At 63.6% G+C, this 25,349-nt stretch carries 23 protein-coding genes; 2 read left to right on the top strand and 21 right to left on the bottom strand.

Annotated features, from left to right (window positions below):
• The first annotated feature begins 55 nt into the window (after window positions 1-55).
• Window positions 56-832, top strand: coding sequence for a class I SAM-dependent methyltransferase (locus RUGAMON1_RS05320; protein ID WP_445229521.1), 777 nt, complete (start codon window positions 56-58; stop codon window positions 830-832).
• Window positions 833-895: 63 nt separating this feature from the next.
• Window positions 896-1,360 carry a DUF2244 domain-containing protein gene (locus tag RUGAMON1_RS05315; protein ID WP_445229520.1) on the top strand — a complete coding sequence of 155 codons (465 nt, stop codon included), beginning with the start codon at window positions 896-898 and terminating at the stop codon, window positions 1,358-1,360.
• Here RUGAMON1_RS05315 and RUGAMON1_RS05310 read toward each other — a convergent pair.
• The 21 genes from RUGAMON1_RS05310 to RUGAMON1_RS05210 all read right to left on the bottom strand — a co-directional run bounded on the left by RUGAMON1_RS05310 (window position 1,354) and on the right by RUGAMON1_RS05210 (window position 25,175).
• Entirely contained in the window at window positions 1,354-1,869 is a 516-nt protein-coding gene (locus RUGAMON1_RS05310) for an NADPH-dependent FMN reductase (protein ID WP_445229519.1), read from the bottom strand. The two genes, RUGAMON1_RS05315 and RUGAMON1_RS05310, sit on opposite strands and share 7 nt — an antisense overlap.
• Complete coding sequence (locus tag RUGAMON1_RS05305; protein WP_445229518.1) at window positions 1,866-2,366, bottom strand: DUF4411 family protein; 501 nt, start codon at window positions 2,364-2,366, stop codon at window positions 1,866-1,868. Before RUGAMON1_RS05305 ends, RUGAMON1_RS05310 begins: the two co-directional genes overlap by 4 nt.
• Window positions 2,363-3,493 carry an ImmA/IrrE family metallo-endopeptidase gene (locus RUGAMON1_RS05300; protein WP_445229517.1) on the bottom strand — a complete coding sequence of 377 codons (1,131 nt, stop codon included), beginning with the start codon at window positions 3,491-3,493 and terminating at the stop codon, window positions 2,363-2,365. Before RUGAMON1_RS05300 ends, RUGAMON1_RS05305 begins: the two co-directional genes overlap by 4 nt.
• Before the next feature lie 67 nt (window positions 3,494-3,560).
• Complete coding sequence (locus tag RUGAMON1_RS05295) at window positions 3,561-4,064, bottom strand: peroxiredoxin (RefSeq protein ID WP_117013038.1); 504 nt, start codon at window positions 4,062-4,064, stop codon at window positions 3,561-3,563.
• Between the two features lie 82 nt (window positions 4,065-4,146).
• The gene (gene ftsZ / locus RUGAMON1_RS05290; protein ID WP_445229516.1) at window positions 4,147-5,370 is read right to left on the bottom strand and encodes a cell division protein FtsZ; all 1,224 of its coding nucleotides are present in this window, start codon (window positions 5,368-5,370) and stop codon (window positions 4,147-4,149) included.
• A 121-nt stretch (window positions 5,371-5,491) separates the two neighbouring features.
• On the bottom strand, window positions 5,492-6,724 hold the full coding sequence (gene ftsA, locus RUGAMON1_RS05285; RefSeq protein ID WP_020705070.1) for a cell division protein FtsA: 1,233 nt from the start codon (window positions 6,722-6,724) through the stop codon (window positions 5,492-5,494).
• Between the two features lie 10 nt (window positions 6,725-6,734).
• Window positions 6,735-7,526 carry a cell division protein FtsQ/DivIB gene (locus RUGAMON1_RS05280; protein WP_445229515.1) on the bottom strand — a complete coding sequence of 264 codons (792 nt, stop codon included), beginning with the start codon at window positions 7,524-7,526 and terminating at the stop codon, window positions 6,735-6,737.
• Window positions 7,527-7,534: 8 nt separating this feature from the next.
• Window positions 7,535-8,509 carry a D-alanine--D-alanine ligase gene (locus tag RUGAMON1_RS05275; protein WP_445229514.1) on the bottom strand — a complete coding sequence of 325 codons (975 nt, stop codon included), beginning with the start codon at window positions 8,507-8,509 and terminating at the stop codon, window positions 7,535-7,537.
• A 2-nt stretch (window positions 8,510-8,511) separates the two neighbouring features.
• Window positions 8,512-9,903: a UDP-N-acetylmuramate--L-alanine ligase gene (murC, locus tag RUGAMON1_RS05270; protein ID WP_445229513.1), complete on the bottom strand. Its 1,392-nt coding sequence runs from the start codon at window positions 9,901-9,903 to the stop codon at window positions 8,512-8,514.
• Between the two features lie 10 nt (window positions 9,904-9,913).
• The gene (gene murG / locus RUGAMON1_RS05265) at window positions 9,914-10,981 is read right to left on the bottom strand and encodes an undecaprenyldiphospho-muramoylpentapeptide beta-N-acetylglucosaminyltransferase (protein WP_445229512.1); all 1,068 of its coding nucleotides are present in this window, start codon (window positions 10,979-10,981) and stop codon (window positions 9,914-9,916) included.
• Window positions 10,978-12,198, bottom strand: a complete 1,221-nt coding sequence (gene ftsW, locus RUGAMON1_RS05260; protein WP_445229511.1) for a putative lipid II flippase FtsW — start codon at window positions 12,196-12,198, stop codon at window positions 10,978-10,980. Before ftsW ends, murG begins: the two co-directional genes overlap by 4 nt.
• Window positions 12,198-13,742: a UDP-N-acetylmuramoyl-L-alanine--D-glutamate ligase gene (gene murD / locus RUGAMON1_RS05255; protein WP_445229510.1), complete on the bottom strand. Its 1,545-nt coding sequence runs from the start codon at window positions 13,740-13,742 to the stop codon at window positions 12,198-12,200. The genes ftsW and murD overlap by 1 nt, the downstream gene beginning before the upstream one ends.
• Complete coding sequence (gene mraY / locus RUGAMON1_RS05250) at window positions 13,742-14,911, bottom strand: phospho-N-acetylmuramoyl-pentapeptide-transferase (RefSeq protein ID WP_445229509.1); 1,170 nt, start codon at window positions 14,909-14,911, stop codon at window positions 13,742-13,744. Before mraY ends, murD begins: the two co-directional genes overlap by 1 nt.
• 2 nt (window positions 14,912-14,913) lie before the next feature.
• Window positions 14,914-16,320, bottom strand: coding sequence for a UDP-N-acetylmuramoyl-tripeptide--D-alanyl-D-alanine ligase (locus tag RUGAMON1_RS05245; protein WP_445229508.1), 1,407 nt, complete (start codon window positions 16,318-16,320; stop codon window positions 14,914-14,916).
• Window positions 16,320-17,885 carry a UDP-N-acetylmuramoyl-L-alanyl-D-glutamate--2,6-diaminopimelate ligase gene (locus tag RUGAMON1_RS05240; RefSeq protein WP_445229507.1) on the bottom strand — a complete coding sequence of 522 codons (1,566 nt, stop codon included), beginning with the start codon at window positions 17,883-17,885 and terminating at the stop codon, window positions 16,320-16,322. The genes RUGAMON1_RS05245 and RUGAMON1_RS05240 overlap by 1 nt, the downstream gene beginning before the upstream one ends.
• Window positions 17,882-19,657 carry a peptidoglycan D,D-transpeptidase FtsI family protein gene (locus tag RUGAMON1_RS05235; RefSeq protein ID WP_445229506.1) on the bottom strand — a complete coding sequence of 592 codons (1,776 nt, stop codon included), beginning with the start codon at window positions 19,655-19,657 and terminating at the stop codon, window positions 17,882-17,884. The genes RUGAMON1_RS05240 and RUGAMON1_RS05235 overlap by 4 nt, the downstream gene beginning before the upstream one ends.
• Entirely contained in the window at window positions 19,654-19,929 is a 276-nt protein-coding gene (ftsL, locus tag RUGAMON1_RS05230) for a cell division protein FtsL (RefSeq protein ID WP_020705059.1), read from the bottom strand. Before ftsL ends, RUGAMON1_RS05235 begins: the two co-directional genes overlap by 4 nt.
• Window positions 19,926-20,894: a 16S rRNA (cytosine(1402)-N(4))-methyltransferase RsmH gene (gene rsmH / locus RUGAMON1_RS05225; protein WP_445229505.1), complete on the bottom strand. Its 969-nt coding sequence runs from the start codon at window positions 20,892-20,894 to the stop codon at window positions 19,926-19,928. Before rsmH ends, ftsL begins: the two co-directional genes overlap by 4 nt.
• A 9-nt stretch (window positions 20,895-20,903) precedes the next feature.
• Complete coding sequence (gene mraZ / locus RUGAMON1_RS05220; RefSeq protein ID WP_445229504.1) at window positions 20,904-21,332, bottom strand: division/cell wall cluster transcriptional repressor MraZ; 429 nt, start codon at window positions 21,330-21,332, stop codon at window positions 20,904-20,906.
• 632 nt (window positions 21,333-21,964) lie between these two features.
• Window positions 21,965-24,211 (bottom strand): M9 family metallopeptidase, encoded by a 2,247-nt coding sequence (locus RUGAMON1_RS05215; protein ID WP_445229503.1) that lies wholly within the window; start codon window positions 24,209-24,211, stop codon window positions 21,965-21,967.
• A 199-nt stretch (window positions 24,212-24,410) separates the two neighbouring features.
• Window positions 24,411-25,175, bottom strand: coding sequence for a PAS domain-containing protein (locus tag RUGAMON1_RS05210; protein ID WP_445229502.1), 765 nt, complete (start codon window positions 25,173-25,175; stop codon window positions 24,411-24,413).
• Window positions 25,176-25,349 lie beyond the last annotated feature (174 nt).

Below are 25,349 nucleotides of genomic sequence, written 5' to 3'. Positions count from 1 at the left end.
TACAGGATAAAAACACGCCTATTCTGCCCTGACTCGCCCATTTTTGGAGAAAAACATGAAACAGCAAGCCGTCGTCGCCCAGCAGTTCGGCAATACCGCCAGCGCCTACCTGACCAGCACGGTCCATTCGCAGGGCGCCGACCTGGCCGCGCTGCGTGAGATCGCCCGCCTGCTGGGGCCGCATCCGACGGTGCTGGACCTGGGTTGCGGCGCCGGCCACGCCAGCTTCGCCGTGGCGCCGGTGGCGAAATCGGTAACGGCATTCGACCTGTCGGAGCAGATGCTGGCCGTGGTGCGCGGCGCCGCCGCCGAACGGGGGCTGGACAACGTCATCACGCAGCAGGGCAACGTGGCCAGCCTGCCGTTTGCGGACGCTTCGTTCTGCATGGTGGTCACGCGCTTCTCGGCGCATCACTGGCTGGATGTGCCGGCGGCGCTGCGCGAAGTGAAGCGGGTGTTGAAGAAAGGCGGCGTGCTGGTCGTGATCGACATCACCGCGCCGGAGAGCCCGCTGCACGACACCACCTTGCAGGCGGTCGAACTGCTGCGCGACGGTTCGCATGTGCGCGACTACCGGCCGTCCGAATGGCTGGCGATGCTGGCGGACGCCGGCTTCGCCTGCGAGCGCGCCGGCGACTGGAAGCTGGAAATGAAATTCGACGAGTGGACGGCCCGCATGCGCACGCCGGCCGAGCGCGTGACGGCGATCCGCAGCCTGTTCGCGACCGCGCCGGAGGAGACGCTGCAATACTTCGCCGTGCAGGCCGACTGCTCGTTCTCGATCGACTCGACCTTGTTCAAGGCCAAGCACGATTTCGGCGATATCTATTGACGTCCGCCTCGGCAGCGCGCTGACGAACCGGGATATACTTTAAGGACGTCCAGGGAGAATGCGATGCCGCGCGATGTGCCATCGGAACCGCGCAGCTGGCTGTTGGAACGCCGCTGCGCATTGACCCAGCGCCAGTTGGTGCTGGTGTTTGCGTCGCTGTGCGTGCCGTCGGCGCTGGTGGCGTTGGCGTTCCTGTGGCAGGGTTACTGGTATGTGCTGGTGTATGCCACGCTGGAACAGGCGGCGCTGGCGGCTTGCCTGCGCCATTGTGCGCGTCATCGCGACGACTACGACCGTATCGATATTTCTCCCGGCGTCATCGTGGTGGAGCAACGCCGGGGCCGCAAACGTAGCGAGCTTCGACTGCACCCCGGCACCACCCGCTTGCTGCCTCCACGGCGCGACAGCGATCTGATCGAACTGCGAGACCGCGGCGAGCAGATTGAAGTCGGCCGCTTCCTTGGCGCGGCCCAGCGGCGTCGACTCGCCGATGAACTGGCCGTCTGCCTGCGCGTGCAGGATTACTGATCGGCCTTCAACGCCAGCAAGGCCGCGCGCAGCATGCCGCAGATTTGCGGATCGGCGCGCATCGCCTCTTCGCTCAGGTTGGCGCCCAGCAGCGGCAGGGTGATCGACGCCGCTTCGACCACGCGGGCCGACATCACGGTGATGGTTTCACGCAGCGAAGCGTAAGCATGGGTGGCGCGCGGCGAGGCGTTCAGCAGCGCCACCGGCTTGTCGATAAAGGACTCGTTGCCGACCATCCAGTCGAGGCCGTTCTTGATGGCGCCGGTCACGCCGTGAGCATATTCAGGGCTGGCGATCACCACCGCGTCGGCCGCCAGCAAAGCTTCACGCAGCGCGGCGACCAGCGGCGGCGGTTCAATGATATCGGGATTAAACAACGGTAGCTGCCCCAGTCCTTGGTACAGCCGCACCTCAATGCCGGACGGCGCCACATCAGCCATCACGCGCAGCAGCATCGAGTTAATGGAGGCGGCCCGCAAGCTGCCGGAAATAGCTAGAACTCGCATCATCCACCCGGCAAAACAAAACGTGCTTCTAACTTGTAGAGCAAGTCAAAAGTATTCATCCATGCGACACCAAAGACGTCGCACACATTCGGAATAAGGAATTTCTTGACGACGTCGGCATGATGACGTTCGTGAGTCACCACAGTGGCGCCGGTCGCCATCGCTTTGGCTATCAGCCACGGGTCCGCGCCGGAAAGAAAGTCTTCAACCGCGCCATCCTTCATCCGATGAGCTTCTGAAGCGACAAACTCGACAACCTTGATGAAGCAGGCTTGCGTGCTCTCATCGTCAACGGCCTCGAACAACGCCGGATGGCTTCTAACCCACAAGGCAAGCTCATCGTCACCTCGCTTTAATTCGTCGCCTATCATTGAGACGCTTGCCACATCGTTGGTGTCGTATTTCTGAAGTATCCACTCCCAGTACGCCGGACAGACCGTCATGTTGTAGTAACGATTCTTAGCTTCGACAAACGTATTGGCGTCGAGCAGATACCTCATTCGTCCGTCTTTTCAGCATAAGTACGGACTTTGGCCGGCTGGACACCCAGCAGCTTTCCGGCTTCGCGCAACAGCAAGCGTCCACTCAATGCTTCCGACAAGACCGCCCGGCTGAATCGCTTGCTGTTCTTGCCCTCCGCGCTTTGGTAGAAATTCCCGCCCCCGCCCTTCTGGTCCCGATATGCCTTTAATTCCGCCAGATAGAATGCAACGTAGGCGTCGCGGGAAATGAATCCCAAATCACAGGCTCTGCGAGCGATGACAAGCTTACTGACATGGAAGCCAGCGGCCAACTCCGGCAACTGCGCTATCCAATCAACAGCATGCTTCCAGCGCTCGCGGAATAGCAACTCCGGAACCAGAAACTCGCCTGCCACGGCATTGCAGAAAGTCTCTATTTTCCGGTTGTCCGCCGGCGACACACTGGAAATCCCGCTACTTCCAATCCAGATATGCGCCAGTTCATGGATCAATGTGAACAGCCTCGCCGCCGGTGCATCCGCGAGGTTAATGAAAACGACAGGAGCGTATCTATCGCTGATGGCAAAGCCCCGGAACTCGCCGACATCCAGTTTTCGATGGGTATTCGAACCCACAATTCCGCTGCGCATGACGAGTATGCCGGCAGCGTCGGCACCGGCCACCAGCTGCCGCATATATTCATCTCCGCCTTTCTTAAGCGGAGCCTGAACGCCTAGCACCCGACGGATGTCTGCAACGACATCGTCGATCGCATCAGCGCTACTAAACCCGCCAACAAAAGGAAGCGCTTCACGCTCCTGCTCGGCCAGATAATCGAGATACCACGCTTGCTTGCGCAGCACGTCGCGTACCATATCGAGCAAATCGACACTTGGACTTTCTGGTGTATCGCTACCGACCGTTCTCAAGTCGGGAAGCGGCAACACCTCCTGCGGCGGCGCCTTCAGGAACAGGAAGCCGAAAGGAATATGAGCGCGGTCAGCCCATTGTTGCGCTTGGCGGAATGTAGGCCTGCTCTCGCCCGTTTCCCAAGCCAGCACCTTTTCCTCTTTGACGGGAATGCTTGCAGCGAGTTCAGCTTGAGTGAGTCCGGCCCTGCGGCGGGACCATGTCATCAAAGCTGGATTAATCAAGGCTTGAGTCATATTGTGAGATTAATACAAAAACGGCGCCGCGGCGCCGTTTTTTTACCGCATCCAACCAGTCCGGCGATTACGCCTGGGCCAGCAGGGTTTCAGCGTTCGATACTTCGAACTTGCCGCCCTGTTCGATGTTGAGCTGGGTCACGACGCCGTTCTCGACCAGCATCGAGTAGCGCTGCGAGCGGGTGCCCATGCCGAACTTGCTGAAGTCGGCGTCCAGGCCCAGGGCCTTGGAGTAGGCGGCGTTGCCGTCGGCCATCATGCGGACGGTGCCGGTGGCTTTCTGGTCGCGGCCCCACGCGCCCATGACGAAGGCGTCATTGACCGAGATGCACCAGATTTCGTCGACGCCCTTGGCTTTCAGGTCGGCGGCGTGCTTGACGTAGCCTGGCACGTGCTGCGCCGAGCAGGTCGGGGTGTAGGCGCCCGGCAGGCCGAAGATCGCGATCTTCTTGCCCTTGACCAGGTCTTGTACGTTGAACGTGTTCGGGCCCAGCGAGCAGCCTTCGGTTTCGGTTTCGATGAATTCGGACAGGGTGCCTTCTGGCAGGGTGTCGCCAATCTTGATGGTCATGGATGACTCCTTTTATAAATGTTGAACGTAAAAAAGCCGCGCCCAGGCGCGGCTTTCACCGGCTTAGAGCCAGCAGTATGCCTTAATCCGCCTGCTTGCGCAGGAAGGCAGGAATGTCGTAGGTTTCCATGCCATTCTTTTCCATCGCGCGCACCTGCTCGGAAGCCGATTCGCGACGCCACACGGCCGGCGCCTTCATGCCGTCGAAGGCCGGCGATGCGCCGCCGCCCATGCCGCTGGTGGCGCCCATCGAGACCGACGACGAAGCCGCGCCGCCCAGTGCAGCCGATGGCATCATCGGGCTGTTGTGGGTGCCGGTACGCAGCATTTGCTGAGGAACCAGCTGCACGTGTTTCTTGGCCTTGCCCAGACCGGTGGCGACCACGGTAACGCGGATGTCGTCGCCCATGCTGTCGTCGTAGGCGATACCCTGGGCGATCGACGCGTCCGGCGCGGCGAAGGCGCGCACGGCGGCCATGACTTCCTTGATCTCCTTACCTTTCAGGCCGCGCGAGGCGGTCACGTTGACCAGCACGCCACGGGCGCCCGACAGGTCGACGCCGTCCAGCAGCGGCGAGGCCACGGCCTGCTCGGCGGCGATGCGCGCGCGGTCGATGCCGTTGGCGGTCGCGGTGCCCATCATGGCCTTGCCCTGCTCGCCCATGATGGTCTTGACGTCGTTGAAGTCGACGTTGATGTGGCCCGGCACGTTGATGATCTCGGCGATACCGGCGACGGCGTTGTTGAGCACATCGTCGGCGTGCTGCAGCCATTCGATCAGCGATTCGTCTTCGTAGATCTCTTCCAGCTTCTCGTTCAGGATCACGATCAGCGAGTCGACGTGGGCCGACAGCTGCTCCAGGCCTTCGTCGGCGATGTCCATGCACTTCTGGCCTTCGTGCGAGAACGGCTTGGACACCACGGCCACGGTCAGCGCGCCGAGCGACTTGGCGATTTCCGCCACGATCGGTGCGGCGCCGGTGCCGGTGCCGCCGCCCATGCCGGCGGCGATGAACACCATGTGCGCGCCGCGCAGCGAGTCTTCGATGCGCTGGCGCGATTCCTCGGCCAGACGGCGGCCGACGTCAGGCTTCATGCCGGCGCCCAGGCCGGTCTCGCCGATCTGAATGACGTTGTCGGCCTTGGAGGTCGCCAGCGCCTGGGCATCGGTATTGGCGGCGATGAATTCGACGCCGGACATGCCCTTGTTGATCATGTGTTGAACTGCATTGCCACCTGCGCCGCCGACTCCGACGACCTTGATGACGGTGCCCAAAGCTGCGTTATCGACCATATCAAACTCCATGATGTGACTCCTATCAGAATGCGGTTTTCAAGCGCCAGTCCTCATATCGTTAGAAGAACTGGGGATTGAAAACTGCGGTTTTAATATAAAAAGTTTAGTGTGTTTCGTACTACAAAAGCGTTTAAAAATTCCCGAGGAACCATTCTTTCATGCGCTGCCATACTGCTTTCACCGAACCATCCTGACGCGTAACGATATGGCCACGCAGGTACTGCTTTTTCGCTTCCAACAACAGGCCAAGCACGGTCGCGTAGCGCGGGCTGCGCACCACGTCGGCCAGCTGGCCACGGTAGTCCGGCGTGCCGAGGCGCGCCGGTTTGAGGAATATGTCTTCCGCCATCTCGACCATGCCCGGCATGATCGCGGTGCCGCCGGTGAGCACGATGCCCGACGACAGCACGCCTTCGTAGCCCGACTCGCGCACCACCTGGTGCACCATGGCGAACAACTCTTCGACGCGCGGCTCGATCACGGCGGCCAGCGCCTGGCGCGACAGGTTGCGCGGACCGCGGTCGCCCAGGCCCGGCACTTCCAGCGATTCGCCCGGATCGGCCAGCACCTGCTTGGCCACGCCGTAGCGGATCTTGATCTCTTCCGCTTCCGAGGTCGGGGTGCGCAGCGCCATCGCGATATCGTTGGTGATCTGGTCGCCGGCGATCGGGATCACGGCCGTGTGGCGGATCGCGCCGTCCGAGAACACCGCGACGTCGGTGGTGCCGCCGCCGATGTCGATCAGCACCACGCCCAGTTCTTTTTCATCCGGTGTCAGCACGGCGTCGGCCGAAGCCATCGGCTGCAAAATCAGGTCGGACACTTCGAGGCCGCAACGGCGCACGCACTTGACGATGTTCTGCACCGCCGACACGGCGCCGGTGACGATGTGGACTTTGACTTCCAGGCGGATGCCGCTCATGCCGATCGGTTCGCGCACGTCTTCCTGGCTGTCGACGATGAATTCCTGCGGTACCGTGTGCAGCAGCTGCTGGTCGGTCGGAATGTTAACCGCCTTTGCCGTTTCGATGACGCGCGCTACGTCGGTGGCCGTCACTTCCTTGTCCTTGATGGCCACCATGCCGCTGGAATTGAAGCTGCGGATATGGCTGCCCGCGATGCCGGCGTAGACATTGCGGATCTTGCAGTCGGCCATCAGCTCCGCTTCTTCCAGCGCGCGCTGGATCGATTCGACGGTCGCTTCGATGTTGACCACCACGCCCTTCTTCAGGCCCTTCGATTCGTGCTGGCCCAGCCCGATCACCTCGTGGCGTCCATCGCCCATCACCTCGGCCACCACGGCCACCACTTTCGAGGTGCCGATGTCGAGGCCAACGATCAGGTTTTTAGCGTCTTTAGTCATTTATCTCTGCCTACTGTATTTTTTTCTTCACGATCGGTTTTGGCTTGGCTCCCTCGGCCGGAATCTTCAATCCCGTCGCACTCAGTGCCAGCCCATTCTGGTAACGCATATCGATGGTCTCGATGTTCTGCAAGTGCTCCACCAGCTGCGGATAAATTCCCATCAGGCGGTCCACCCTTTCCTTCAACGTGGTGCTGGTCTGTTCCCGTCCCAGCGCCACGCTCATGCCGTTATTCAGCTTCACCGTCCATGCATAGCGCCCCGACAGCGACAGCGACTCCGGCACCAGCTTGAGCGGCGCGAACCAGGTGCGCAGCTCGTCGTAACGCGACAGCACTTCCTTCTCGCTGCCTTCCGGCCCGTCGAACTCCGGCAGCACATGGTCCTCTTCCGCCTCGGCCAGGTTGGCGGTGAACGACTCGCCCTTGGTTGACAGCAGCTTGCCGTCCTCCCCCCACGTGCCCAGCGCCTCATGCTCTTCCAGCGCCACGATCAGCTGGTCAGGCCATTCGCGCCGCACCGTTGCGCGGCGCACCCAGGGCACCGATTCGAACGCCTGGCGCACCGCATCCAGATTCGTCGTGAAGAAGTTACCCTTGATGCGGCCCAACGCGTTGCTGCGCAGCGTCAGGTGATTCACATGCTTTAACTCTTCCTGCCCTATCGTCTCGATACGGATGGTGCGCAGCGTGAACATCGGCCGCTGCGCCACCCACCACACGCCTGCCGCGATGCATGCCAACAGCGTCAGGACGAAAATGCCGCTGGCGGTCGCATTCAAGGCTTTAGCGTCTTGCCACATCGTGTTACCTAACCCTTCATTTGAGGTTGAGCTAACTTCAAGCGCGCCGTGCGCAGGATTTCCACGCACAAGTCTTCATAGCTGATGCCTTCCGCGCGCGCCGCCATCGGCACCAGCGAGTGGCCGGTCATGCCGGGCGAGGTGTTCACCTCAAGCAGGAACGGTTTCTGGTCGCTCTCGCGCAGCAGGAAGTCGACCCGGCCCCAACCCTCGCAGCCGATGGCGCGGTAGGCCAGTACGGCCAGGCGCTGCATCTCCTGCGTCAGCGCTTCCGGCAGCACGGCCGGGCAGAAATACTTGGTGTCGTCGGTGAAGTACTTGTTCTGGTAATCGTAATTGCCTTGCGGGGCGACGATTTCCACCACCGGCAGCGGACGCGCGCTGGCGCCGGAACCGAGCATGGCGACGGTGAACTCGCGGCCGGTGACGAATTCCTCGGCCAGCACCGAGTCGTCCAGCGCGGCGGCGATGTCGAAGGCGGCCTTGAATTCTCCGGCGGCGCTGACCTTGGTGATGCCGATGGTCGAACCTTCGTGCGGCGGCTTGACGATCAGCGGCAGGCCCAGGTCGGCGCACACGGCGGCCAGGTCGGAGCCTGCGTTGAGTACAGCGTAGCGCGGCGTCGGCAGGCCGGCGGCCAGCCAGACGATCTTGGTGGTGATCTTGTCCATGCCCACCGAGCTGGCCATCACGCCGCTGCCGGTGTATGGGATGCCCAGCAGTTCCAGCGCGCCTTGCAGGCTGCCGTCTTCGCCGAAGCGGCCGTGCAGCGCGATGAACACGCGGTCGAATTTTTCGGCGGCCAGTTCGGCCAGCGTACGCACGCCGGTGTCGAACAGGTGGGCGTCGATGCCCTTGCTTTGCAGGGCCGCCAGCACGCCGTTGCCGGACATGATGGAAACGTCGCGCTCGGCGGAGCGGCCGCCGTACAGCACGCCGACCTTGCCGAAAGCTTTTGCGTCAACAGGAGTAAGGTGATTCACTTTCAGACCTTTGGATAGTTAGTCAGTTTGGCAGGGACGCCGCTGATCGAGCCTGCGCCCATGGTCATGACGACGTCGCCGTCGCGCACCACGCCCATGATGGTTTCCGGCATATCGCCGATCGCCTCTACAAAAATCGGTTCGGTTTTGCCGCGTGCGCGCAGCGCATGCGCCAGCGCGCGGCCGTCGGCGGCCACGATCGGCGCTTCGCCGGCGGCGTAGACTTCGGCCAGCACCAGCACGTCGACGGTGCCCAGCACTTTGACGAAATCCTCAAACAGGTCGCGCGTGCGGCTGTAGCGGTGCGGCTGGAAGGCCAGCACCAGGCGGCGACCTGGATAGGCGGCGCGCGCGGCGGCGGTGGTCACTTCCATTTCCAGCGGGTGGTGGCCGAAGTCGTCCACCAGCGTGAACGTGCCTCCGCCTGGGATGGCGACGTCGCCGTATTTGGTGAAGCGGCGGCCGACGCCGGCGAAGGCGGCCAGGCCGGCCTGGGTATCCTTGTCTTCGATGCCGATTTCACGCGCGATGGCGATGGCTGAGCAGGCGTTCTGCACGTTGTGCAGGCCGGGCTGGTTCAGCACCACGTCCAGGTCGGGATAACCTTCCTGGATCACGGTGAAGTGCATCTCGACGCCGACCGCGCGGGCGTTCACGGCGCGCACTTCGGCGTCCTCGTGGAAGCCGTAGGTGGTCACCGGCTTGGTCACCTGCGGCAGAATGGAGCGCACGTGCTGGTCGTCGATGCACAGCATGGCGCGGCCGTAGAACGGCAGGCGGTGTGTGAAGCTGACGAAGGCCTGCTTGAGCTTTTCGAAATCGTGCTCGTAGGTTTCCATGTGGTCGGCGTCGATGTTGGTGATCACTTCGATCATCGGCGTCAGGTTCAGGAACGATGCATCCGATTCGTCGGCTTCCGCCACCAGGTAGTCGCCGGTGCCCAGTTTGGCGTTGGCGCCGGCGGCGGTCAGGCGGCCGCCGATGACGAAGGTCGGATCCAGGCCACCCTGCGCCAGCACCGATGCGACCAGGCTGGTGGTGGTGGTCTTGCCGTGCGTGCCGGCGATGGCGATGCCGCGCTTCAGGCGCATCAACTCGCCCAGCATCACGGCGCGCGGAACGATCGGGATCTTGCGGCTGCGCGCAGTCACCACTTCCGGGTTGTCCTGCTGGACGGCGGTCGAAGTGACGACGGCGTCGGCGTTGCCGATGTTTTCGGCGGCGTGGCCTTGATAGACCGTGGCGCCCATGTCGGCCAGGCGCTGGGTGACGGCATTGCTGCCCAGGTCCGAGCCGGACACGGTGTAGCCGAGCGTCAGCAGCACTTCGGCGATGCCGCTCATGCCGCTGCCGCCGATGCCGACGAAGTGAATATTCTGTACTTTATGTTTCACGATTTAATTCTCATGCTAGATGTTCCAATACGGCGGCGATAGCGTCGTTCGCATCGCGTTTGCCGACGCCGCGCGCCGCCGTTGCCATGGTCAGGCAGGCGCCGCGGGTCAGCGTTTCCAACAGCGTCGCTACACTCTGCGCGCTCATTTCCGATTGCGGCATATGAATCGCCGCGTTTTGTTTCGCCATCCACTGCGCGTTGTCGCGCTGGTGGCTGGTGGTCGATGCGACCAGCGGCACCAGCACGCTGGCTACGCCGGCGGCGGTCAGTTCCGAGACGGTGATCGCGCCTGCGCGGCAGATCACCACGTCGGCGTGGCTGTAGGCGGCGGCCATGTCGTCGATGAAGTCGACCACATTGGCTTCCACGCCCGCCTGCGCATACGCGGCGCGCAGCGCATCGATATTCTTCTTGCCCGACTGGTGCGTCACCTGCGGACGCTGCGCGGCCGGGATCAGCGCCAGCGCAGCCGGTAGGTTGTCGTTCAGCGCCTTGGCACCCAGGCTGCCGCCCACCACCAGGATGCGCAACGGACCTTCGCGGCCGAAGAAGCGCAGGTCCGGCGTGGACATGTCCAGGATTTCCTTGCGCACCGGGTTGCCGGTGACGACAGCCTTGCCGGCGGCCTTGCCGAAGTTGGCCGGGAAACCGAAGCACACGCGCTCGGCAAACGGCACCAGCGTTTTATTCGACAGCAGCAGCGCGGCGTCGGCGTTGACCAGCACCAGCGGCACGCCGCGCAGGCGCGCCATCAGGCCGCCCGGCACGGTGACGTAGCCGCCCATGCCCAGCACCACGTCCGGCTTGCGGCTGCCGATATAGCCGAAGCATGCCGCGAAGGCCTTGACCATCTTCAGCGCGCCGCCCAGCGAGTGCTTCAAGCCCTTGCCGCGCATGCCGGTGAAGTCGATGCTGTCCATCGCGATGCCGTGCTTGGGCACCAGGTCCTGCTCCATGCCGGCGGTGGTGCCCAGCCAGGTCACTTCCCAGCCGCGCGCGCGCAGCGTCTGCGCAATCGCCAGGCCGGGGAAAATGTGGCCGCCGGTGCCGGCCGCCATGATCATCAATCGTTTCATAATCTGCCACCGCGCATCAGGACCCGGTTCTCGTAGTCGATCCGGAGCAGGATCGCGAGTCCGATGCAGTTAATTACCACACCCGTGCCGCCATAGCTCATCAGCGGCAAGGTCAAGCCCTTGGTCGGCAGCAGGCCAAGGTTGACACCCATATTGATAAACGTCTGCACACCGATCCAGATGCCGATGCCCTTGGCGGTGAGGCCGGCAAAGGTCTGGTCGATGGCGATGGCCTGGCGGCCGATGTCGAAGGCGCGCTTGATCAGCCAGTAGAACATGGCGATCACCACCAGCACGCCGGCCAGGCCGAGTTCTTCGCCGATCACCGCCAGCAGGAAGTCGGTATGCGCTTCCGGCAGGTAGTGCAGCTTTTCCACGCTGCCGCCCAGGCCAACGCCAAAAATCTCGCCGCGCCCGAAAGCGATCAGCGAGTGGGTCAGCTGGTAGGCCTTGTTCAAGGCATTGTCTTCTTCCCACGGATTGAGGTAGGCGAAGTAGCGCTCGCGGCGGAATTTCGACAGCGCGATGATGGAGCCGAAGATCACCACCAGCACCGCGCCGATGCCGCCGAACCAGATGGCGTTGATCCCGCCCAGGAACAGGATGCCCATGGCGATGCAGACGATCACGCCGAAAGCGCCCAGGTCGGGTTCGAGCAGCAGCAACAGGCCGACAAAGCCGACCGCCGCCGCCATCGGCAGGAAGCCCTTGGTCAGCTTGTGCATGTATTCCTGCTTGCGCACCGTGTAGTCGGCGGCGTACAGCACGGCGACCACTTTCATCAGCTCCGACGGCTGCACGTTGATGACCTTGAGCGACAGCCAGCGGCGGCCACCGTTGACCACCACGCCGAGGCCGGGGATCAGCACCATCACCAGCAATACCAGCGTGCCGATGAACAGATACGGCGCGGCCTTCTGCAGGTCGCAGATGCGGATGCGGAACACGAACAGGCCGGCCAGCAGCGAGACGACGATGAACATCGCCTGCCGTTGCAGGAAGTAGGTATTCTGCCAGCGCACGTAGTTGGCGAATTTCGGCGAATCCGGCAGCGAGATCGAGGCCGAATACACCATCACCATCCCGAGCAGCATCAACAATAGCGTGACCCAGACCAGCGGCTGGTCGTATTCCATCATCTTCGATTGCCGCGCGCGGCTGTCCATCGACGGCGGCGTCGACTTGTCAGCAAAGCGGAACGGCATCTGGAAGGCCATCAGAGCTCCTGTCCTGCATCGAGGGCGATCTCGCGCACGGTGTCGATGAACACCTGGGCGCGATGCGCGTAGTTCTTGAACATGTCCATGCTCGCGCAAGCCGGCGACAGCAGCACGGCGTCGCCGGCTTGCGCCAGTTCGCTGGCGCGCTTGACGGCTTGCGGCAGGTCGGTGCCGCAGTCTTCGATCTCATAGCCCAGGTCCGCCGAAGCTTCCAGCGCGGCGCGGATCTGCGGCGCGTCGCGGCCGATCAGCAGCACGGCGCGCACGTAGCGCGATACCGGTTCGGCCAGCGGCGTGAAGTCCTGACCCTTGCCGTCGCCGCCCATGATGACCACCAGGCGCTGGTTGGCGCCGGTGAAGGCCTTGCCCAAGCCATTCAACGCGGCCACGGTGGCGCCGACGTTGGTGCCCTTGCTGTCGTCGTAGTATTCGACCTCGTTGATGGCGCTGACCAGTTCCACGCGGTGCGGCTGGCCGCGATACTCGCGCAGTCCATGCAGCAGCGGCGCCAATGGCAGGTCGATGGCGCGGCACAGGGCCAGCGCGGCCAGCGCGTTGGCGGCGTTGTGCACGCCGCGGATTTGCAGCGCGTCGGCCGGCATCAGGTTCTTGACCATGCATTCGACCGGTGGCGGCGGTGGATCGTTTTTCTTGCGTTTCTTCGGTTCGCCCTCTTCTTCCGACGGCACGGCGGTGGCGAGCCACAGCACGCCGCGTTCGCTGTTCAGGCCCAGGTCGTCGCGCAGCGTCGGCGCATCGGTGCCGAAGGTGACGTTGGGACCGGTGGCGCTGGCCATGCGCATCACGGTGGCGTCGTCGCGGTTCAACACGCGCACCGTGTCGGCCGCGAAGATGCGGTGCTTGGCGGCGGCGTAGGACGGCATGTCGCCATGCCAGTCCAGGTGGTCCTGGGTCACGTTCAATACGGTGGCGGCGTCCGCCTCCAGCGTGAAGGTGGTTTGCAGCTGGAAGGACGACAGTTCCAATACCCATACTTCCGGCAGCGCGCTGGTACCCGACGCGGCGTCCATCACTTCGCGCAGCACGTCCAGCGCGGCGGGGCTGATGTTGCCGGCCACGCGCACGGTCTTGCCGGCGCGTTCGCACAGCTGGCCGACCAGGGTGGTGACGGTGGTCTTGCCGTTGGTGCCGGTGATGGCGATGATCTTGGGCGTGTAGCCGCGTTCATGCTCCAGCGACTCCAGCGCCTGCGCGAACAGCTCGATCTCGCCCCAGACCGGCACGCCGGCCGCTGCGGCGGCGGGCCCGATCTCGGCCAGCTCGCGATACGGCGCCAGGCCTGGGCTGACGGCGACGAAGTCCACGCCTTCCAGCAGCGAAGGATCGAATGAACCCGAAGCGAACGGGCCGGCGACGAAGTCCACGTCCGGCACGGCCGCGCGCAACGCCGGCAGGCGCTCCGGCGACTCGCGGGTATCGGCCACGCGCACGCGCGCGCCGCTGCGGGCGAGCCACAGCGCCATCGCCAGACCGGATTCACCCAGTCCCAGTACCAGTGCGTTTTTGCCTTCGTAGATCATCAGCGCAGTTTCAAAGTAGAGAGACCGATCAGCACCAGCATCATCGTGATAATCCAGAAGCGCACGACGACCTGGGTCTCTTTCCAGCCTTTTTGTTCAAAGTGGTGGTGCAATGGCGCCATCAGGAACACGCGGCGGCCGACGCCGTAGCGCTTCTTGGTGATCTTGAACCAGCCCACCTGGATAATCACCGACACCGTCTCGGCGACGAAGATGCCGCCCATGATGAACAGGACGATTTCCTGGCGCACGATGACAGCGAGGGTACCCAGCGCGCCGCCCAGCGCCAGCGCGCCGACGTCGCCCATGAACACCTGGGCCGGGTGGGTGTTAAACCACAGGAAGGCCAGGCCGGCGCCTGCCAGCGCGCCGCAGAAGATGATCAGTTCGCCCGCGCCGGGAATGTGCGGGATGAACAGGTACTTCGAATACGTGGCGTGACCGGTCAGGTAGGCGAACAGGCCGAGCGCCGAGCCGACCATAATCGTCGGCATGATCGCCAGGCCATCCAGGCCGTCGGTGAAGTTAACGGCGTTGCTGGTGCCGACGATGACACAGTAGGTCAGCGCGATGAAGCCCCACACGCCCAGCGGGTAGCTGATGGTCTTGAAGAACGGTACGATCAAGTCGGCCTTGGGCGGCAGGTCCATCGAGAAGCCCGACTGCACCCAGGCGAAGAACAGCTCGAACACCTTGCCGGCGTTGGGCGCGGACACCGAGAACGCCAGGTACAGCGCGGCGCCGATACCGACCAGCGACTGCCAGAAGTATTTTTCCGCCGAACGCATGCCCTCGGGGTCCTGGCGCACCACCTTGCGGTAGTCGTCGACCCAGCCGACCGCGCCGAAGCCCAGCGTGACGACCAGCACCGGCCAGATAAAGCGGTTCGACAGGTCGCACCACAGCAGCGTCGAGACGCCGATGGAGATCAACAGCAGCACGCCGCCCATGGTCGGGGTGCCGTGTTTTTTCAAATGGGTCTGCGGACCGTCGGTGCGCACGGCCTGGCCGTACTTCATGGCGGTCAGCTTGCGGATCACGGCCGGACCGGCCGTCAGGCCGATCAGCAGCGCCGTCGCGGTGGCGAACACCGCGCGGAAGGTGATGAAGTTGAAGACCCGGAGTGGTCCGAGGTCCTGCTGAAAATACTGTGCGAGCCAGAGCAGCATGATTAGTGACTTTCCTTGTTAGCTTGTTGCGATCCAATCAAATGCTGCACGACCCGTTCCATTTTCATGAAGCGGGAGCCCTTGATTAATACGGTTGCATCCGGCGTGACGGCTGCTTCGACAGCAGCCAGCAATTCGCCGAAGTTTTCAAAATGGCGGATGGCGGGTCCACTCATGTGGGACGCCAGCTCGCCCGTTACCAGCACCTGTTCGATGCCTTTGCTCTGCGCGTAGGCGCCGATTTCTTCGTGAAACTCGCGGCCCTGGGTGCCGACTTCGCCCATGTCGCCCAACACCAGCACGCGCGGGGCGGCGGCCTTGGACAGCACGTCGATGGCGGCGCGCACCGAGTCCGGGTTGGCGTTGTAGCTGTCGTCGATAACGACGGCGCCGTTGGCCGCGGCCTTCTTCTGCAAACGGCCGTTGACCGGCGCGAAGGTGTCGAGGCCCAATTTGATTTGTTCCAGCGCGATGCCGGCGGCGTAGGTGCAGGCCACGGCGGCCAGCGCGTTGCGCACATTGTGCTCGCCCGCCGCCAGCAGGTTGACGAAGAACTGCTCGGGTTCAGCATCGCGCTCATCCTCACCGCTTCGGATGGTGACGAACATCTCGCTGCCGAAATCTCCAGCGCGGAAGGTGCAGCTCACCTCGGCGTCCTTGGTCAGGCCGAAGCGCAGCACGCGGCGGCCGGCCGACAGTTCTTCCCAGATGGTCGTGAACTCGTCGCCATGGGGGAACACGGCCACGCCGTCGGCCGGCAGGCTGGCCAGCACGGCGCCGTTTTCGCGCGCCACCGCTTCCACGGTGTGCATGAATTCCTGGTGTTCTCGCTGGGCGTTGTTGACCATGGCGATGGTCGGCGCGGCGATGGCGCTCAGGCGGCCGATCTCGCCGGGGTGGTTCATGCCCAGTTCGACCACGGCCGACTGCTGCTTCGCTTCCATGCGGAACAGCGTCAGCGGCACGCCGATTTCGTTATTCAGGTTGCCGCGCGTGGCCAGGCGGCCGTCTTCGCCGTGGGCGGCGGCCAGGATGGCGGCGATCATTTCCTTGACGGTGGTCTTGCCGTTGCTGCCGGTGACGCCGATGACGGGCATGGCGAACTGGCGGCGCCAGTAGTTGGCGATCTGGCCCAGGGCCACCAGCGTGTCCGGCACGACGATGGCCGCGACCTTGGCCGCATCCCAGCCTTCCGGCAGTTCTTCAACAACGACTGCGGCGGCGCCCTTCTCCGCCACCTGGGCGAGGAAGTCGTGGGCGTCGAAAACCTCGCCGCGCAAGGCGACGAACAGCGAACCTGCGAAGACGTTGCGGCTGTCGGTGGAGACGCCGTTGAATACAGTTTCACCGGAGCCGATCAATTCGGCGCCGGTCACAGAAGGCAGAATCTGTGCGAGTGCTGCACGCATCAATTCGTCCTCATCATGGTTAAGCGGGCCGACAGCGCCAGTTGCGCATGGTCGGCGTCGGAGAATGGCAGTTTCTTGCCCTTGATTTCCTGGTACGGCTCGTGGCCTTTACCGGCCAGCAGGATCACGTCCGGCTTACCGGCGTGCTTGATGGCCGACAGGATGGCGGCGGCGCGGTCGTCCAGCGTCTGCACGGTCGATGCCGGGTTGTTGCGGTCCATGCCGGCGACGATCTGCTCGATGATGGTGTGCGGATCCTCGCTGCGCGGGTTGTCGCTGGTGACCAGCACGTGGTCGGCCATCTGCGCGATCTTGCCCATCTGCGGGCGCTTGCCCGGATCGCGGTCGCCGCCGCAGCCGAACACGCACCACAGCTGGCCGCCGCGATCGGTGGCCACAGGGCGCAGCGCGGCCAGGGTCTTTTCCAGCGCGTCCGGCGTGTGGGCGTAGTCGATGACGATCATCGGCGCGTCCTGGCCGCCGACCTGCTGCATGCGGCCCGGCGCCGGCAGCAGCGCTTCGACCGCTTCGATGGCGGCGCGCAGGCCCAGGCCCTTGGCCAGCATCGCGCCCATCACGCCCAGCGCGTTGCTGATGTTGAAGTTACCGACCAGGTGGGTCTTGACCAGCGCCACGCCGAGCGGGCACTCCAGGTGGAATTCGGTGCCGGCGTTGCGGCTGCTGCGGAACTGGCTGGCGCGCAGCATCAACACGCCGTCGATGTCCGGCTGCGCGGCGATATCGTGCAGCGTGTAGCCGATCAATGGGATGTCACCCGACAGCGCAGCCAGCGGCGCCTTCGCCTTCAGGTGCGCGATCAGGCGCAGGCCCATCGGGTCGTCCAGATTGACCACCGCCGTTTTCAGGCCGGGCCAGTCGAACAACTTGGTCTTGGCAGCCTCGTAGGCCTCCATGGTGCCGTGGTAGTCCAGGTGGTCGCGGGTCAGGTTGGTGAACAGCGCGACGTCGAAGTGCATGCCGGCCACGCGGCCTTGTTCCAGCCCGATCGACGACACTTCGATCGCCAGCGAGGCGGCGCCCTGCGTGCGCAGCTCGGCCAGCGTGCGCGCCAGCAGTACCGCGTCCGGCGTGGTGTAGCCGGTGACGTCGTATTCGACTTCGCCGCGCGCGCGGAACAGGCCCACGCCCAGCGTGCCGACCACCGCCGCCGGTTCGGCGCCGCGCGACAGCGCATGGCCCAGCCACACGGCGCTGGAGGTCTTGCCGTTGGTGCCGGTGACGCCGACGGTGAACATGGCCGCATCCGGCTGTTCATAGAAGGCGTGGGCGATCACGCCGGCGTGCTGCTTGAGTTTTTCGACGGTGATATATGGCACGGACCAGGCGGCGTTCCAGGTGAAGCCGGCCGGGTCGAACACCACCAGCGCGGCGCCCTGCTCGACGGCGCTGTCGATGAAGCTGCGGCCGTCGCCGGCGTCGCCGGGGTAGGCAAAAAACACATCGCCCAGCTTGATGCGGCGCGAATCCGAAGCCAGCTGCGCGGACGGCGCAAGCTTGCGGATGGCGGCGGCAATTGCCAGCGGGTCGAAGTCGGAAGTCGTCACTGGTTCTCCTGTGATGCATTATCAGGAATGATGATATGGGTAAGGGTGGAATCGGGCGTGATGTTCTTGGCGCGCAGCGCGTTGGCGGCCAGCGCGGAGAACACCGGGCCGGCGACGTCGCCGCCGACGTGCACCGGGCCGCCCGGTTCGTCGATCATGACGGCGATGATGAAGCGCGGGTTCGACATCGGCGCCATGCCGACGAAGTTGCCGATGTATTTGGTTTGCGAGTAGTGGCCGTTGATGAACTTCTGCGCGGTGCCGGTCTTGCCGCCGACGCGGTAACCCGGCACCTGGGCCTTGACGGCCGAGCCGCCCGGCTGGGTGACCATTTCCAGCATCTCGCGCATCTCGGCGGCGGTCTTGGCGCTGACCACTTTGGTGCCGTGCGGCGCTTCCGTCACTTTCTGGAACGACAGCGGGATGATGTCGCCGTCGCGGGCGTAGATCATGTAGGCGCGCGCCAGCTGGATCAGCGACACCGAGATGCCCTGGCCGAAGCTCATGTTGGCCTGCTCGATCGGACGCCAGGATTTATATGGGCGCACGCGGCCGGCCACGGCGCCGGGGAAGCCCCACTTGGGCTGCTGGCCGAAGCCGACCTTGGTGAACATCTCCCACATCTCCTGCGGCGGCATGGCCAGCGCGATCTTCGAGGTGCCGATGTTGGACGACTTCTGGATGATGGTCTGGACGTCGATCAGGTAGTGCGGGTGGGTGTCATGGATCACGTGGTCGGCGATCACCATCGAACCGGCGCCGGTATCGAACATGGTGTGCGGCGTGATGCGTTTTTCATCCAGCGCCAGGCCCACCGTGAATGGCTTGAGCGAGGAACCCGGCTCGAAGGTGTCGGTCATGACGCGGTTGCGCAGCTGCTCGCCGGTCAGCTTGGAGCGGTCGTTGGGGTTGTAGGTCGGCCAGTTGGCCAGCGCCAGCACTTCGCCGGTGTGCACGTCCAGCACCACGGCGGCGCCGGCCTTGGCGTGGAACTTCTCCACCGATTCCTTGACCTGCATGAAGGCGATGTACTGGATCTTGCTGTCGATCGACAACGTCAGGTCCTTGCCGTCGTGCGGCTCGCGCACCGACTCGATGTCCTCGACGATGTGGCCCAGGCGGTCCTTGATGACGCGGCGGCTGCCCGGCTGGCCCACCAGGGTTTTCTGCTGCGCCAGCTCCATCGATTCCTGGCCCGCGTCTTCGACGTTGGTGAAGCCCACCACGTGGGTCGTCACTTCGCCCTGCGGGTAGAAGCGCTTGTATTCCTTGCGGGTCTGGATGCCGTCGATACCGAGCTTGGTGATCTGGTCGGCCACCTCCTGCTCGACCTGGCGCTTCAGGTAGACGAAGCCGCGGTCGGAGTCGAGCTTCTTTTGCAGGTCGGCGTTGCTCATCTCGAGCAGGCGCGCCAGCTCTTTCAGTTTGGCCGGCGGCGCGTCCTGGACGTCGTCCGGGATCGCCCAGATGGCCTTGACCGGCACCGAGGAGGCCAGCACCTGGCCGTCGCGGTCGGTGATCTTGCCGCGCGTGGCCGGCAGGTCGAGCGTGCGGGCGTAGCGGATCTCGCCCTGCTTTTGCAGGAACTGGGTCGACAGGCCTTGCAGCCACAGGGCGCGCGCGGCCAGGCCGGCGAAGGCGGCGAACAATACGAACAAGACGACGCGCGAACGCCATACCGGCAAACGCACCGCCAGCACCGGGTTCTTCGAGAACGGCACGCCCTTGGAGCGTGCCACGCGCGAGGTGTTCACATTGCTGCCGCGGCTCATTTCGATCCTTCCGGCGTCAGGTACTGCGTGCGCGCCGCGGTCAGCGGCGTCATGTTCAGGTCGCGGCGGGCGATTTCCTCGATGCGGGCGTGCTTGCCCAGGGTCGACTGGTCCAGCTGCAGCTGCGCCCATTCGATGTCGAGCTGGCGCGCCTGCGACTGCGTGCGTTCCAGTTCGATGAACAGATGGCGCGCCTGGTATTGGGCGTTCACCAGCGACAGCCCGCAGGCCACCAGCAGCGCGGCCAGCACCAGGTTGATCTTGCCGCTCATGCCGCGCCCTTCGCCGAAAACGGCAGGCGGCGCGCGACGCGCATCACGGCCGAACGGGCGCGCGGGTTGGCGGCTATCTCGGCGTCGGACGGCTTGAACTTGGCCAGCAGCTTCAGCTCCGGCTGCGGCAGGTCGACCGCGCGGATCGGCAGGCGCCGGTCCGGTTGCTCGACGTTGGCCTTGGAGGCGAAGAAGCGCTTGACCATGCGGTCTTCCAGCGAGTGGAAGCTGATGATGGCGATGATGCCGCCCGGCGCCAGGCTGTTCCAGGCCTGGGTCAGACCGATCTCGAGGTCTTCAAGCTCTTTATTGATGAAAATCCGGATAGCCTGAAAGGTACGGGTGGCCGGGTCCTTGCCCTTTTCCCGAGTCTTGACCGCGCCTGCCACGATGCCGGCAAGCTGTCGTGTGCTTGAAATTGGTTCGACTGCCCGGCGAGCAACAATCGCCTTTGCAATCTGAAAAGCAAACCGTTCTTCCCCATATTCTTTGATCACCTTTTCCAGTGTCTGTTCGGTTTCTGTGGCGAGCCACTCCGCCGCCGACATGCCGCGCGTGGTGTCCATGCGCATGTCGAGCGGGCCGTCGTTGCGGAAGCTGAAGCCGCGCGCGGCGTCGTCCACCTGCGGCGACGAGATGCCCAGGTCAAGCAGGATGCCGTCGGCCTGCGCCACGCCGCGCTCGGCCAGCGCCGCGTGCATGGTGGCGAAGCTGTCGTGGACGATGGTGAAGCGCGGGTCGTCGATCTGTTCGGCGGTGGCGATCGCCTGCAGGTCTTTGTCGAAGGCGATCAGGCGCGCCTTGGCGCCCAGTTTGGACAGGATCAGGCGCGAGTGGCCGCCGCGGCCGAACGTACCGTCGACGTAGACGCCGTCGGCGCGCGCGCCGTCGATCGCCAGCGCGTCGACCGCTTCGTCTAGCAGCACCGTCCGATGCTGAAATTCCGGCACCGATGTAATTGTCATCACGGAGCCTTAGAAGGAGAAATTGGCGAGTACATCGGGGGTGCCGGCTTCGATTGCCTGCTGCTCTTTTTCCGCCATCTTGGCGGCATCCCAGATTTCAAAATGTGAACCCATGCCGGTCATCATGACTTCGCGCTCGAGGCCGACGGCGCTGCGCAGCTCGGGCGAGATCAGGATGCGGCCGGCCGTGTCCATCTCGACGTCGGTGGCGTAGCCGAGGAAGATGCGCTGCCAGGCGCGGGCCTGCATCGGCCATTGGGCGATCTGTTGACGGTGTTGTTCCCACACGGGGCGGGGAAACAGCATGACGCAGCCATCGGGATGGCGGGTCAGCGTGAGGCGGCCTTCGCACTGGATCGAGAGCGCGTCACGGTGCTTGGCGGGGATAGACATCCTGCCTTTGGCATCGAGATTGATTGCGGACGCGCCTTGAAACACGGGATTACCTTTTGACCTCAGTAGGGTTAGCGGAGCATGATCGGCGTTTTCCGGTTTTGATTTCCCCCGCCGCTAAGTCGGGTGAAATCTCCCACAAAAAGACACTTTTTCACACAGATGCCCACTTTAGAGGAAGCAAGAATAGTGGTCAAGCGCTTTCAGGCAAACGAAACAGCGATTTTAGTAATGAAATTAAGGACTTAGCGCGATTCCTTGAAGCCGGGTAGAAATAAAATAGTCAGGGAAATTAAGTACTTATGTCACAGTGTGAATGTGCTACCTCATCTATGCACATGTGTTTAAGTGCACTAAAAAGGTGAAAATGGCCGAATAAAATAATTGAATTAAATGCATATAGTTGCAAGACACCAACATTGCAGTAGTGAATAGACAAGGTCTGGGCGGGGCCGGGAATGTGTAGACGAAAGGGATTTCTTGCGGCAAGTCGCGCCGGTGGCGCAATTAAGCGGATGGGGAAACCTGGATGCGTGGTTGGACATTACCGCGGCACCGTCCAACTTGTATAGACAAATCGGTCTTGCGCCGCCAACCGGTATTATACGAAATCCGCCGGCGCAAAACAAAAAACGGCAGCCGTGCGGCTGCCGTTTTAAGTGCTTCTTAATCAAGAATTATTCGTAAGTCGCGTACACCGTCACGCCGCTGTAGCTGGTTTTAGCCTTCAGCATGATGTAGTACCAGTGGCCGGCCACCGGATTGGGCAGGTACAGGTTTTCCGCGTTGCCGGCGCTGGCCGACACCATGTCGTACGAGGCCACGGTCGGATAACGGTCCAGCGCCATGTACAGGTCGACGTCGCCGCTGCCGCCGCGGCTGTACACTTTGACGTTCTTGGCGCCGGCCGGCACCATCAGGAACAGATAGCCCTGGCTGGACGAGGCCTGGCCGGTGATGCCGCAGTTCTTGCCCAGGTAGGTCAGCGAGGAGCAGCGCGGCAGTTGTGGCTCCGGCAGCGGCGGCTGGCCGGCGGTGGTGGCGTTGTTCACCCAGTCGGCGAACTCGGCGTCGTAGCTGGTGCCGATGCGGCCCATGAAGTCCTGGTAGGTGCTGTAGGCGCCGACGCGGAAGTTGCCCAGCACGGCGTCGACGTCGGCGCGGTGCTTCTCGATCATGAAGCGGGTCGCCATGTAGCCCCAGCGATAAGCCCGGTTCACATAGTCGTTCATGCCGTAGGTGTTGCCGAAGATCTGGCTCAGGCGGTAGGTGCCGGTCTTCGCCATGTCGATCGCCACCTGGTTGTTATTCTTCAGCGACATGTATTCGGCGATGCCCTCGATCCACCACACGGTCGGCACCGAGGTGCCCATGGTGAAGTCACCCAGCATGTCGAAGCGACCGTCCAGGTAGTGGACGAACTCGTGCTCCAGGTTCCACACCTGGAAGGTCGGACGCAGCCACGAGGCTTCGTGGGCGATGAAGCGGGCTTGGTTGCCCGGCACGTCAGGTTCGCCTTCCAGGTACATGCCGCCGTTGTTGGTGTCGATGCCGTAGATGATGGAGGCGTACTTGCTGTAGTTGGTGTAGTCGTCGAACACCACCAGTTCCAGCGAGGTGTTGTTGTCGTTGGCCACCGGCGTGCGGTTGGTCTTCAACATCTCATGCACATAGCCCTCCTCCACCGCCAGCTTGTCGCAGCTGTCCTGCATCTGCGCCGGCGTCATGTCCTGGGCGCGGATGTGCAGCGTCGGGCTGCAGTCCTTGCTGTACTTGAGCACGGCGTTGGCCAGCTTGGTGACGTAGTCGCAGGTGCCGTACTCGGCGCAATTGTCGTTGTCGTAGTACTTGACGGCGGTGGCGGCCGCCAGCCACAGGTCGCTGTCGGCGCCGGTCATGCTGGAGCTCGACAGCATGGCTTGCACCATCGGCTTGATGCCGGCCTTCAGCGCCGGGTACTGCATGAAGCGGAACGCCTCGTTGGTGGCGTCGTTGAGCTGGTAGCCGTAGTAGTCGCCCAGCAGCGCCGCCTTGTTGGACGTGACGAAGGCGTTCAGCGCGGTCGCATACGACAGGTCGTTTTGCAGCAGCGGCGTGCCCTCCGGACGGAAGTGGGCGTAGAACAGCACCGTCAGCGCCGACGTGAAGCCGCCGCTGGTGCTGGCGTTGCGCAGGGCCTGCACCGCGTTCGGGTTGGCCGCGCTGTTGGTGTAGCGCTGCACCAGCGCCTTCATGCTGGGCAGGTAGAACGGTTCGTCGTGCATATTGGTGATCAGGCGCAGCGTTTCGCCGGCGGTGCTGGTGGCCGCCGCGTTGGGCACGTACAGCGCCGTGCCTTCGGCCAGCTGCTTGATCGGCGTGCGCAGCGCGCTCTTCAGCGACTGCGCCGGCTGGGCGATGGTGCCGCCTTCGGCCAGGTAGTAGCCGGCGCGCAGGTACAGCACCAGGTTGACCAGCTTCATATTGCTGGCGTTGTAGCTGGCCGCTTCCTGCGTGAGACGGCTGGCGATGGCGTTGAAGTTGGCGGCCGAGTAGACCGTCGCGCCCTGCGCCGGCGTCAGCGAGAACAGGCCGTAGGTGCATTCGTAGTCCGGCAGGTTGACCAGGTAGTCGGCCAGCGCGGCGCCGCTGTAGGTGGCCAGCTTGTTCATGTCCTTGCATTCGGGCGTGGCGCTGAGCGGCGTCAGGCTGTTGCGCTGCTGGCGCGGCAACAGGTCGTAGCGCGGCTTGGTGGTCGGCGCCAGCTGGTACTTCGACTGCTCCACCGACGGCGGCAAGCTTTGGCGCTCGTGCGGCATGGGCGCCTGCTTCAGGCGGCCGTGCTGGTCGGCGGCCGGGTTGGCGCTTTGGTCGGCATGGGCGGTAATGGTCAGGCTGGCCACGCATAGGCCGCCCAGATACAGGATGTTCCTCGATAACGACATGTCTGCCTCTTTTCTTCAAGAATAGTTATTGGTCTTTGCCGCAGGTTTTCCGCGGTAAGGAAATACTAGCTTGACAAGATTGCAGGGCATCGCGTGCACCGAAGGCGCGCGGACGGTTCGGTCTATTTAAACAGCCGGGGGTGCGGGAACGGCACAGCGCTGCCGCCGAAAAACCACAGTTTTGGAAGCCAGGACCGGGTCAGGCGCCCAATTCCTGCCACAAGGGGACGGCCGGCGCCGCCTGCGCGCGCGCGCCGTGGTGCTGGGCGCGGTACTGCACCGGCGTCATGCCGGTCAGCGCCTTGAACTGGCGGCTGAAGGCGCTGTGGTCGGAATAGCCGCAATCGTTGGCGATGTCGGCGATGCTGCGGGTCTGGTCGGCCTCGATCAGCGCCAGCGCGCCGTTGAGCCGCGACTGCAGCAGCAGCTGGCGCGGGCTGTAGTGGAACACCCGCTGGAACAGCCGTTCCACGCGCGCCAGCGGCAGGCCGGCTTCCTGCGCCAGCTGGTTCAGGCACAGGGGTTCCTTGTAGTTGTCGCGGATGTGCTGGGCGATGCTGGCGATCTGGCGGTACACCGGGTGGTGGTCGTCGGCCAGCCCGAGGTCGTGCGAGGTGCCGACCAGGCCGACGATGGCGCCGGCGTCGTTGCGCAGCGGGGTCTTGTGGGTCAGGCACCAGCCGTGGCGGCGGTTGGGATAGAGGTGCAGTTCGAGGTGCTTGCTGATGGTGTGGCCGGCCTCGATCACTTCGCGGTCCTGCGCCATGTAGTTCTGCGCCAGGTGGCGCGGATGCACTTCCAGCACGGTCTTGCCGACGATTTCCTGCTTGGTGCGCAGGCCGCAGCGGCGCACCAGCGTGCGGTTGGCGGCCAGGTAGCGGCCATCGCGGTCCTTGACGAAAAAGGCGACATCGCTCAGTTCATCGAACAGGATTTCAATCGCATTCAACTCGACGTTTTGCATCGCTGCTCCAGTTGCTTAGGTGACAAGACAAACAATATTACCTTATCCTTGCGCACACTGGAACCATGCCGTGAGAATACACACACCGGGTGTACCCGCCGTCTGCTTCTAGCAAACCTACTGAATTTTTTACTGAATCCTACTGAATTGGACTTCCCTGGGCTGCTGCTGCCT

Source organism: Duganella rhizosphaerae (assembly GCF_040364205.1).
Classification (GTDB): Bacteria; Pseudomonadota; Gammaproteobacteria; order Burkholderiales; family Burkholderiaceae_D; genus Rugamonas; species Rugamonas rhizosphaerae.
Note: the sequence above shows the minus strand (reverse complement) of the source record. Positions and strands in the feature narration are given on the sequence as shown.